Source organism: Acidobacteriota bacterium, assembly GCA_034211275.1.
Taxonomy (GTDB): Bacteria; Acidobacteriota; Thermoanaerobaculia; order Multivoradales; family JAHZIX01; genus JAGQSE01.
Genome location: JAXHTF010000226.1, coordinates 1 through 10209 on the forward strand (window position 1 = coordinate 1; position 10209 = coordinate 10209).

At 62.9% G+C, this 10209-nt stretch carries 15 protein-coding genes and 1 pseudogene; 5 read left to right on the forward strand and 11 right to left on the reverse strand.

Annotated features, from left to right (window positions below; all coding sequences use genetic code 11):
• Window positions 1-180 precede the first annotated feature (180 nt).
• Complete coding sequence (locus SX243_22745) at window positions 181-606, reverse strand: hypothetical protein (protein MDY7095804.1); 426 nt, start codon at window positions 604-606, stop codon at window positions 181-183.
• Between the two features lie 288 nt (window positions 607-894).
• Between SX243_22745 and SX243_22750 the strand changes: the two genes are divergently transcribed.
• Both SX243_22750 and SX243_22755 read left to right on the forward strand, forming a co-directional pair.
• Window positions 895-1062 (forward strand): hypothetical protein, encoded by a 168-nt coding sequence (locus SX243_22750; protein ID MDY7095805.1) that lies wholly within the window; start codon window positions 895-897, stop codon window positions 1060-1062.
• A gap of 76 nt (window positions 1063-1138) precedes the next feature.
• Window positions 1139-1360: a type II toxin-antitoxin system PemK/MazF family toxin gene (locus tag SX243_22755; protein MDY7095806.1), complete on the forward strand. Its 222-nt coding sequence runs from the start codon at window positions 1139-1141 to the stop codon at window positions 1358-1360.
• A gap of 371 nt (window positions 1361-1731) precedes the next feature.
• On the opposite strand, the gene SX243_22760 is transcribed toward SX243_22755, so the two are convergent.
• From SX243_22760 to SX243_22770, 3 genes are all read right to left on the reverse strand, one after another.
• Entirely contained in the window at window positions 1732-2244 is a 513-nt protein-coding gene (locus tag SX243_22760) for a hypothetical protein (GenBank protein MDY7095807.1), read from the reverse strand.
• A gap of 1511 nt (window positions 2245-3755) precedes the next feature.
• Window positions 3756-4313: a GNAT family protein gene (locus SX243_22765; GenBank protein ID MDY7095808.1), complete on the reverse strand. Its 558-nt coding sequence runs from the start codon at window positions 4311-4313 to the stop codon at window positions 3756-3758.
• Between the two features lie 52 nt (window positions 4314-4365).
• Window positions 4366-4599, reverse strand: a complete 234-nt coding sequence (locus SX243_22770; protein MDY7095809.1) for a hypothetical protein — start codon at window positions 4597-4599, stop codon at window positions 4366-4368.
• A gap of 124 nt (window positions 4600-4723) precedes the next feature.
• On the opposite strand from SX243_22770, the gene SX243_22775 reads away from it, so the two are divergent.
• Together SX243_22775 and SX243_22780 are read left to right on the forward strand one after the other, a co-directional pair.
• A complete protein-coding gene (locus SX243_22775) occupies window positions 4724-4933 on the forward strand; it encodes a hypothetical protein (GenBank protein MDY7095810.1) in 210 nt (69 codons plus the stop codon).
• Window positions 4926-5420, forward strand: coding sequence for a DUF6036 family nucleotidyltransferase (locus tag SX243_22780; GenBank protein ID MDY7095811.1), 495 nt, complete (start codon window positions 4926-4928; stop codon window positions 5418-5420). The genes SX243_22775 and SX243_22780 overlap by 8 nt, the downstream gene beginning before the upstream one ends.
• Before the next feature lie 103 nt (window positions 5421-5523).
• On the opposite strand, the gene SX243_22785 is transcribed toward SX243_22780, so the two are convergent.
• From SX243_22785 to SX243_22815, 7 genes and pseudogenes are all read right to left on the reverse strand, one after another.
• A complete protein-coding gene (locus tag SX243_22785) occupies window positions 5524-6243 on the reverse strand; it encodes a hypothetical protein (protein ID MDY7095812.1) in 720 nt (239 codons plus the stop codon).
• 150 nt (window positions 6244-6393) lie between these two features.
• Window positions 6394-6876 (reverse strand): hypothetical protein, encoded by a 483-nt coding sequence (locus tag SX243_22790; protein ID MDY7095813.1) that lies wholly within the window; start codon window positions 6874-6876, stop codon window positions 6394-6396.
• Window positions 6877-6880: 4 nt separating this feature from the next.
• Window positions 6881-7210 (reverse strand): RebB family R body protein, encoded by a 330-nt coding sequence (locus tag SX243_22795; GenBank protein ID MDY7095814.1) that lies wholly within the window; start codon window positions 7208-7210, stop codon window positions 6881-6883.
• Between the two features lie 110 nt (window positions 7211-7320).
• On the reverse strand, window positions 7321-7605 hold the full coding sequence (locus SX243_22800) for a RebB family R body protein (GenBank protein ID MDY7095815.1): 285 nt from the start codon (window positions 7603-7605) through the stop codon (window positions 7321-7323).
• A gap of 257 nt (window positions 7606-7862) precedes the next feature.
• Window positions 7863-8057: pseudogene (locus tag SX243_22805) on the reverse strand (RebB family R body protein).
• Between the two features lie 50 nt (window positions 8058-8107).
• On the reverse strand, window positions 8108-8410 hold the full coding sequence (locus tag SX243_22810; GenBank protein ID MDY7095816.1) for a HigA family addiction module antitoxin: 303 nt from the start codon (window positions 8408-8410) through the stop codon (window positions 8108-8110).
• A gap of 259 nt (window positions 8411-8669) precedes the next feature.
• Entirely contained in the window at window positions 8670-9788 is a 1119-nt protein-coding gene (locus SX243_22815) for a LacI family DNA-binding transcriptional regulator (GenBank protein ID MDY7095817.1), read from the reverse strand.
• An 8-nt stretch (window positions 9789-9796) separates the two neighbouring features.
• Between SX243_22815 and SX243_22820 the strand changes: the two genes are divergently transcribed.
• Window positions 9797-10033, forward strand: coding sequence for a hypothetical protein (locus SX243_22820; GenBank protein MDY7095818.1), 237 nt, complete (start codon window positions 9797-9799; stop codon window positions 10031-10033).
• Window positions 10034-10209: the final 176 nt, after the last annotated feature.

The following is a 10209-nucleotide window of genomic DNA, read 5'->3' on the forward strand; positions in this document are numbered from 1 at the left end:
GGGCGACCCTCGTGGTCGCCCGCGCCGAGCAACCTCTGCGGCTCCAAACCTCGCGTTCAGAATCGCCTCCGACGAAGACCCGTGAGCACCGCGGGCAGGCACAAGGCCTGCCCCTACACCCATCGATGCCCAGGGTCCGCCCACATCCTCGCGGGTGATGCACAGAGTCCTCCCCGGCTGCTAGTCCACATCGAGTCGCGTCGCTCCGCCCAGCCGGCCACCGAGGTAGGCCATGGGCAGGTAGGCACCGATCAAGTCGAGCGCCAGGAACCACGCCGGCCCGCCATATTGCACGGCCATCATGAGGCCTCCGAGCAGGAAGACCCCGCCGATGACGAGGGCGAGCTTCATCCTCTTGTTGGCCGCCAGCTTCGCAGCCACCAAGGCTCCGACCAGCGTGCCCAGCGCATGCGCAAGCCACGGCGCCAGGAAGTTCACCGGCTCCAGCCGCTTCAGGTTCTCAGCGAACCGCTCCATGTCCGACATGTCGACCCCGTCCGGAGCCGGAATCACCGTCGGCCCCAGCGTGATGATCGCCATGTTGACGATGCTCCCGAGCAAGAGGCCTGCGACGACTGCCAGGATGTTTTTGAGCAGTGGGGACATCTTGTGGCTCCTTGGGTTGGGTTTGTTCGACCGAAGATCCCGTCAGCCCTGGGTGTGGCAGGGTCGGCTGCGCTTCCCGAATCGACCCTCAGCCGCTTTGTCTATCGCCGGGTTGCGAGGCCGCTTCCGCTTGCAGGAAGCGAGTGCGACGCTTGCGCGTCCGGCTGTTGCGAAGATTGGTGGGATCTTCTCACAGTCGTCTGTTTTATCCTTCGGTTCATGAAGACAACCATCTCCATTCCCGATCCCGTCTTCGAAGCCGCAGACGAGCTTGCGGAGCGGCTCGGGATGAGCCGAAGCGCTCTCTATGCGAGGGCGGTTTCGGAGTTCCTCGAACGGCACCGGTCCGACGCAGTGACCGCCCAGCTCAACGACGTCTACTCCTCCCAGTCGTCCGAGCTGGATCCGGTGCTCACTGGCATGCAGCTCTCTTCCCTTCGCGATACCGAGTGGTAGTTCCCCAGCGAGGTGAGGTCTGGTGGGCGTCCGTCCGCCCACGCGCGGGTAGGAACCCTGCTACCGCCGACCGCTTCTGGTCGTTCAGAGCAACTCTTTCAACGCTGCCGCCATCCAGGCCGTGGTAATAGCCGGCATCACCAGCAACCTCGCTCTCGCCCAGGTTCCCGGCAACGTGCGCCTTTCCAAGTCCTCCGTAGGGCTCAATCGGGCCTGCGTGGTCGACGTTTTTCAGCTGCTGACTCTGGACCGGTTGCTGCTCGACGAGTGGGTGGCGCTTTCGGTGCGCGTCATATGAATGCGGTGGCGGAAGGGTTGCGGTTGGTCTTGGCGTTGTGCAGAGGGGGGGAGGGTTCTTGGCGCCTTCGGCGGCTTCGGCCACGTCCCCAAAACACTCAGCGAGGCCTACTGCCACCTCGGCATCGGCCCCTGTCGGTTGTTCGAACGGCGCCCTCGTTCCTAAAGCTGCCTGGCGCTGCTACTCCCAAGACACCCCTACCTCCAACGCGCTGTGCCCCGAGCATGTGAATCGCGTGATGGGTAGAGGGTACGACATCGATGCTCGGGTGGAGGGGAAAGGGGTAGGCTAGTAATTGCCGACTGGGCCAGAGTCCAATATTGATTCGTCTCGGAGATCTGGAGAGCTGGTTGCCACCTCAAGACTCAAGGCTACAAGTCGCAGGTTTGTTTTTGACGAGCTGGGCTCTTCGCAGGAGTGGAGCCGAACTGGCTGCGCAGGATGGTAGTCACCCAACGCGACCTCAAGATCGCGTCCTTTGCGCTGGGCTTAGTGGGCACTCTTGCCTGCCATCGACTGGCGTCCCCTGTTTCGAAACCATCGATGAAAATCGGGCCCAGCAGAAAAGGAACTTCAACGTCGACTCCATAGTCGGCGTTGGCGCAGCTACTTGTGTTCTCGCAGGCAAAGCTGATCCAACCAAGGTTCTCTGACCACGCAAATCCGGACAGTTTTCCTGTTGCTAGATCGGCATGAACGCCGAAGCTACCTGAGGAACAACTGTTGGTGTTGGTGCAGGAAAAGCTAATCCACCCAAAGTTCTCACCCCAAGCAAAACCAGTCAGGTTTCCAAGGCCATCATGCTCCACTCCCCACTGCTGATCGCCGCAGCTTGCTGTGTTGAGGCAGGATAAGCTGATCCAGCCTGCATTTTCCGACCACATCCACCCCGCGGCGTGATCCTGAAAAACGCGGATTCCTGGCTGGTCGGCAACATCGGGATTAGCGTTGATCCAGCCAGCGTTCTCTGACCAAGCGTAAGATGAATCGTTGGCCTGAGCAGGGAGCGCTAGGAGGCAACCTATTACTGCGGCAGATAGCGCATGTCGTGCTTGCCTTGGGGCTAGCTGGCGCATAGTCGGCACCTAGGAAATTGGACCGCAGCAGGCGGCGCCAACATCAGTTGCGGAACATTGGGAGGTGGTTATACCTCCTTCTGAATCGGGAAGGGAGTTACTCACGACAAGACCATTGTCAGTAGCGTTACTAGATATCCACCCACGGCAGGTAAGTTGCTTCGGGTCCCGGGAATGGCCGCTAGCATCAGTGCTGAAAGGGATGACGGTTGTGGTGTTCACATAGGCAGCGCCTGTACCTTCTAGCCTTGGATGTAGCCAGCCCTGATTCGAGTGGTAGTTAGCTACAGGTGGAAGGTTGGTAGTCTCGATTACTTCGTGGGAGTAGCAGAGACGAGCAGTAGCACCAAACTCTTCCTGACACTTCCGAGTCTTGCCCAAGAAACCCGAATTGGCGGCAACTGGGTTGGTGATACCCAGGAATTCATAGCGAGGTGCCTGCAACTCAGCTACTTTCTCGGAGATCATACCTAGATCAACCATCGTTGGGGCGGGTGGTCCGGGTGGCTCCAGGTCTCCCGCCGAGGAGCTGGCTGCGTAGGTGATTGCTAAGAGAAGAAGAAGGGTCGAGGGTTGGCGCATTACAATCTCCCTATGTTCTTTGTTAGGTCTGCTTTGGTTGCGCGAGCTCGCTCTCAATCTTGTTGATTCGCCTGTTGGACTGGCTTTCGCCCACATTGCTATTCCTCTAGCTGTGAATCTTTCTCGCTGTCGCTCTTGCTGCGAGACGCTCTTCCATCTGCCGTTTTCATGATATACAGGCAATTAAGATCTTCTGATCTATGGCACTTTATTCTATTTTATCTCACGTACTGTTGATGATGGTCAAGTGTTTTGTTCGGGGTCTGGTTTCTGGCACGTGGGTGTTGTCATTCAATGTACAGCCTTCCTGTTTAGGCCTCAGGGAGATGAACATATCTGGCTGGGGACAGTTGCAGAAGGTCGACTTCGTGGAGTGTTCTTTTCGGGAGCAAGGACCGACCAGCAGCCAACGCCTGGAGTTTCCTGAAGTCCGCACTGTTCCGAACTACTTATTCTTGGCGCGCTTCAGGTATCGCCGAACTTTAAGTATGGGGAGCAGCCAACCCAAGCCTTCGCCAACTAGGGCCGACCTCATCCTGTGGAGTTCTCTACTCCCCGAGGTCAAGGGCCTAGAGCTTGAAGGGTAGTGTTCAGCTTCGCCTTCCTCTCCTGGGGCACCTCGCGGGTTTCGACTGGCTCAGCAGATGTCAGTGGTTACTTTGATGTGTATTCGTGATCGAAAGGGAGAAGCTGCGAGAGGGGGCTTTCCCGTGAGGTCACCCGGGCATAGTTCCGGCCTAAGCTAGTGAGCCCACCCACTCCCCCCGCAACAACCCAAACACCACATCATCCACCCACTCCCCCTTGAACCACAGACTCTGCCGAAAGTGCGCTTCCTGGCGGAAGCCGACGGTGCGGAGGAGGTTGTGGGAGGGGTGGTTTTGGGGGTCGGTGGAGGCGTAGATGCGGTGTTTTTTTAGGGTTTCGAAGAGATAGTCGAGGATGGCGCGGAGGGCTTCGGTGGCGAGGCCTTGGCCTTGGGCGCTGGGGGCGAGGGTGATGCCGACCTCGGCTTGGTGGGGTTGGTCGGCGGGGAAGTGGATGCCGAGGTCGCCGATCACCTCGCCGGTGGCGAGGAGGCGGAGGGCGAATTGGAACCGGGTGCCGGCGTGGTGGAAGGGGATGGTGGTGGCTTCGGCGATCAGCTCCCGCACGTTGTCCTCGCTGGCGGGCTCCCAGGATTGAAATCGGGCGACTTCTGGCAGGGATCGGTAGGCGTAGATCGCTGCGGCGTCCGACTCCCGGAGGCGGCTGAGCTCGAGGCGGTCGGTGCGGAGGGTGGGGGCGGTGGTCATGGCGGGTGGCCTTTCGGTGCCTGCGGTCGGGCCCGGAGCGAGAACCATCGAGCTAAATGAGGGGTTCGCTCCTGGAGATGAAGATGTAGGCCAGGACGACCGTGGCGGCGAGGATGGTGACGGCGTAGATGGCTGAGTGCTCGTCCGGATCGAAGAAGATCTGCAGCCCTACCAGCACCGCGAAGTAGGCGGCGACGCTGACCCAGCCTTGCCAAGTGATGGGCACGCCGAGGAATCGGTGGAACCTTGCTTGGGCGAACCAAGGCTTTTCCTGCTCGGGTTCCATGAGGCTCTCCTGGCTCTTCCTTGGAAGTGCGACTTGAGGGAAGCGTTCTTGTGAGGTGGAGAGTATAGCTTCAGGGGCTGGGAGGGACGTTCGGCCAGAGGAGGAGCCCTGCTAGGATTTCCCCATGGATCGAGAAGACGACACAGTGCCGCCAGCGGATGGGCAGGAGCTCCCGACTGAGGAGGATCCCCTGGAGCTGTCGGAGCACGGGCTCGACTGGGGCGACATCAGCCAGCTGCGGGAGAACCTGAAGTTGACGCCGACGGAGCGGCTGATGAAGTTCCAGCGGTTCATGAATAGCGTGCTGCGGATCCGGGCGCAGAATCGTGACTGACCTCTCCCTCGATCAGATTCTCGGGGTGCTGAGCCGCTACGAGGTGGAGTTCGTGGTGGTGGGGGGAATTGCAGCGATCCTCCATGGATCCTCGGTGACGACCCAGGATCTGGATGTCGTCTATCAGTCCTCGCCGGAGAATCTCGAACGCTTGTTGAAAGCGCTGAGAGAGTTGGAGGCGGAGTACGACGATCCGGCGGGGCGCCGATTCGAGCCGGATCTTGATCGGCTCCAATCGCTGAGGATCCACCTGCTGCGGACCAAGCATGGACGGCTCGATCTCTTGCGGGCCGTGGGTAAAGGGCAGGACTTCGAGGATCTGATAGCGAGATCGTCGGCCTTCCAGGTGGGCGAGCAGCAGATTCGCGTGCTCGATTTGCCCGCCCTGATCGAGGTCAAGGAACAGACGAATCGCCCCAAGGACCGCCACCAGCTCCTCTTCCTCCGCCAACTCCTGGCGGAGATTCAACGCTCAGAATCAGAGTAGAAGCCGGTAGCGGTCACGAACTGGCCACCACTCCCCCCGGGGCTGGCTAGAAGCCGGCGCTCCCAGGGGGGCTTGGGTCGGGTGGAGGCCGGGCTCGCGAACGCTAGACGCTCTGCTGCAAGCGCAGGCCTTCGAGCATCTTGCGGAAGGCGTCGCGGTGCTGCTCGAGGGTGCTCTGGGGGCCGGTGACCTTGAAGAACCAGGGGCCGCCGGGGCCTTCGACGACGGCGCCGTAGAGGGCGGCGCCGGGCTGGTCGGAGGCGGCGCCCATGCCGGGCATGCCGCTGGCCAGGAGGGTGCCCTGGGTCTCGATCCAGTGGACCTTGAGGTCGTTGGTCTCCATCACCTCGCGGCTCGGCGCGGTGCCGCCGGAGTCGACCTGGGCGGCCCAGCGCTGGAGGTTGGCTTCGGTGCCGCCGCCGCCGCCGGGGCCGAAGAAGAAGGCCGCGAACTGGCCGTCGCCGCCGGGGCCGGGGAGGGTGGCCTGGGCCATGCGCATATTGTTGCTGGGGGGCTCGGCGTTCCAGCCCTCGGGCAGGTCGAAGGCGAGGCCGGCTCCGGACGTCGGGGTGCCCGCGCCGGGGGCGTTTTGCACGGCACCGCCGCGGGAGGAGCGGGGGGCGAGGCCTCCGGCGGTGGGGGCTTGGCTGCCGGTGTCCTGGTTCGCTGCCTGGGTAGTGGTCGCTGGAGTGCCGGTGGCCGCCGGGGTCTCAGTGCCAGCGTCGGCCTGGTTTGCCGGGGCTTCGGCGCCCCCGCAGGCGGTGAGCAGGAGGGCCAGGGTTAGGAGAGCGGAAGCGGTGAGCGTAGAAGGGTATCGGATCATGGTCGAAACCTCGTCGTGGGGGATGGAGTCTTCGCGGGAGTCCGCGGGCTGCGTACGAGCTTGAGAGTATCAGGGCGATGAGCCGGAACGCTCGGCGGTCCGCCGGGAAGACTACCGGGCGGGCTGCCGAGGGGGCGCGGTTGTGAAGAGTCAGGATTTGGTTTTCTTCTGGGCGGTCGTGCTCTTGGTGCTGCTCTTATTCGTCTTCCGAGAGGGGCTCGCTTTCCGTGGGGAGCTACCGGTAGAGGCCGTTGCCGCGTCCCCGGGCGGGGGAGGGGTGCTGGAGGGGAAGCTCCTCAGCGCCTCGGCGGCGGCCTGGGTCAGGGTTCGGAGGTCTTCGATGCCCGCCTGGACGGTCTTCTGGGACGCATCGAGGCGGCGTTCCAGTTCCTTGGGCTCCTCGGTTCCTTCGAGGGCCTGGCTGAAGACTGCACCGGTGGTGGCGATGTTGACGGTGAACAGTCCCTGTAGGTGCTGCACGCTGCTCTGCACCGCCAGGACCATGCTCTGGGCGATCTCCTGGTAGGCGATGGCGGTGGCCGCCGCGCGGGCGTTTTCGAGCACGATGCGGTCGACCTGCTCGTCCCGGTCGCCGGTCCTCTTGGAAGAAGTGGTCGTCGTGGAATCGGCCATGGTCTCAATCCTCATCCTGGTCCGAGGAGGTGAAGAAGACCTCCTCGCGGTCGTGATCCCGGGGCAGCTCGGGCTCTAGGCCATCGAAGTCGTCCTCCACCTCGACGCCGACGGCGGCGAGGACCTCACCGGCGGCCTGAACGGTGGCGGCGTCAAAGGTGATGGCCCAATTCTGGAAGGCTTGGCTGGCGCTGACCATGTTGAGGACGGCGGCATGGGACATGCCTTGGAGCGCGTTGCCCACCGCCAGGGCAGGGGTCGAGCCCAGGACTTTGGTGTTGACCTGGCTGACGGAGTCGGTGATCTGGGGATTGACGGGCGTGGGTTCGGCCACGGGTATCTCCTGGAAAGTCTTCGAGGGGCCGGCTGCGGGCCGTCTCGGATCGCGGTGAGTCGGGCTACTTCTTCAAGATAGGGGTCTTCAAGAGGGACGTCTTCAGGTTCCTAGTCTTCGAGATCCCAGTCCTCGAGATCCCAGTCCTCGTCGTCAAAGGACAGCGGCGGGGCCGACGCGGCGGACTCGTTGCCGAAGAGGGTCGCAACGCCCATGGTGGTGGCGGCCTGGGCGATGGTGTTCAGCTCTTGCTGGGACATGGTGGCGTTCTGCATCGCGTTGCCCAAGGCTTGGGAGGCGGCCTGGTAGAGGTTGCCCATGGCCATGGCGGGAGCCGAGCCCAGGACCTTGGTGTTGACCTGGCTGACGGAGTCCTTCGCTTCGTTGTCACTCATGGGAATCTCCTGAAGCTATCTAGCTCTTCCTAGCTCTTCGCGCTGGATTTCTTGGCTCGTTTCTTGGCGGTCTTCTTTCCCGATGGAGAGTCCGAGTTTTCCACCGGGATCTCTTCGGCATCCTCCGCTTCCTGGGCCTCGGGCTCAAAATGCACTTCGACTTCTTCGCGGTTCGTGCCTGGATCGTCGAATTCTTTCTCGATCTCGAGGTGCGGATGCCCTGCTTCGCCGAGCCCCAGGAGCGCTTGCACCGAGGCGGTGGTGGCGGCCTGGGCGGTGATGGCGGTCTGCTGCTGGGCGTGGGTGGCGTTGAGCAGCAGGAGCGAGAGGGCGTGGCTGCTGCTTTGGAGCAACTGACCCACCGCCACCGCCGGCGCTTGGCCGACGGTGCTGACGTTGGTCTGGGTGACGGCGTCGGTGATTTGAGGGTTGACGGTGGTGGGGTCGGCCACGGTGAGTCTCCTTGGAGAGAGGGTTGGAAGTCAACGGATCGCAGTGAAAGCTATGCGAGCTGGGCTCTAGGGATCACCTCGACATCGAGGCGGTTACCCAGACGATCTTTCTCCAGTTCCAGGTCATAGCCTATTTGTAGGTTGAGCCAGAAGCGCTCGCTAGTCCCGAAGAATCTGGACAGTCGCAACGCCGTGTCGGCGGTGACCGCGCGCCGTCCGTGGACGATCTCGTTGATTCGGCGGGGAGGAACATTGATGCTCTTGGCGAGCCGATACTGGCTGACTCCCATGGGCTCGAGGAATTCCTCGAGAAGAATCTCTCCGGGATGGATCGGTGAGGTACCTTCGCGCATGATTCACCATGATAAGCCATGACGAAGAACCTTTCCGTGAAGTCGGACGGGATGCTTCTGAGAGGTTATTCTCCCGCCGGCTGCTCCACCTTCAAGATCTGATTCACTTCGACGTTCTCGAGCTCGGTGCGGGTGCCGTCGGGCCAGAGGACTTCCAGGCGGTCGACCTTGGTGGCGGCGGCGAGGCCGAGGAAGAGGCCGGCAGAGCGCGTCCCGCAGCCGCTTGCGTCCGGCGATGGGTCTTGGGTGCTCGATCATCCTACGCGCTCAGGGGCCGATGGGGCTTCGTCGCCGCCTTCGTCCTCGGCGGAGCGGTGGAGTCGCGGACCACGAGCTCCGGCTTGACCATCACCGGCTCGGAGCTGGTGGTCTCGCCGGCCAGGTTGCGCAGCAGGATCTCCGCCGCCATGCGGCCCATCTCTCGCAGCGGCTGGCGGACGGTGGTCAGGCTGGGGTTGTGGAAGGCGGCGCTCTGGATGTCGTCGAAGCCCACCACCGAGATGTCCTCGGGGACCCGGAAGCCGGCGTCGAGGAAGGCGCGGGTGGCGCCGATGGCGGAGATGTCGTTGAACGCGAAGAGGGTGGTGAAGTCGGAACTACGCTCCAGCAGTTTGCGGCCGAAGACATAGCCCTCGCGGTAGGCCTCGTCCGGGGAGAAGACCTCGCCGGCGGGGTCGCCGCTGAGCTGCAGGGTGAGGTTGGGGTCGATCTCCAGGCCGTGGCGGTCGGCCCCCTCGAGGATGGCCCGCCAGCGGTCTTCGGTATCGGCGCTGTTGGGGTGGCCCTTGAAAAAGGCGATGCGCTGATGCCCCAGCTCCACCAGGTGGCTGAGGGCCTGATCCATCGCATGGTCGTGGTCGATGACCACGTTGGTGACGCCGGCGATCTCCTCGTGGCCGGCCACGGCGACGGTGGGCAGCGGCAGCGAATGGGAGATGGGGGTGGCGAGGAGGATGTAGCCTTCCACCAGGCGATCCCGCAGCAGGTCCAGGTATTTTTCCAGCACGTCCTCTTTCGAGCGGTGGCTGGCCACCAGGTAGAAGTACCCGGCCTGCATCAGGTGGTCTTCGACGCCGCTTAACAGCTCGCCGGCGTAGCCTTCGCTGATCTCCGGCACGATCACTCCCACCGACAGACTCTTCTGGCGCCGGAGGGAGCGGGCCATGTAGTTGGGGCGGTAGTTGAGCTCGCGGGCGGCGGCGAGCACGCGCTCGTGGGTCTCCGGCGGAATCGAGCTGGCGGCGGGAGAGCGGTTGATCACCAGCGACACCGTCGTCGGCGAGAGCTGGAGGTGCTGGGCGAGGGTCTTGAGGGTGACGGGCTTCTTCCTCGACGCTCCTCGTGCGGGGCCTTTGGGCGGGCGATTCTTTGGCGCCATGGCCGGGAGTGTTTCACGGCCGGGGCAACACCACCAACTTCGATTCCGCCCTGCGCCTCAACCAGCGTACCGGTCTCGGCTTGCTGGCGGCGGAGGTCGACCTGGAGCTGCCGGAAGGCGAATTCGTGATGGCGGTGGGCCTGCGGGACGAAGCCACCGGCGAGTCGTCCTTCCTCGCCACCACCCTGGCCATCCAGCCGCCGGGGAAAGACTCCAAGAAGAAGAAAAATAAGGGACGACGCTGAAGGATTCTCCAGGCTGGAGGGTATGGCCTGACCTGGGGTTGGTAGGGTGTCTTTAACAGGGCCCTCACCCCCTCGGTCCCCCTCTCCCAGCCCTTCCCCCCGTCCACCCGGTAGAGGGGGAAGCTCGTTGCTCCCCTGCTTCGCCTTTTGGGCTCATTCCCACCGCTGGCTGAAGC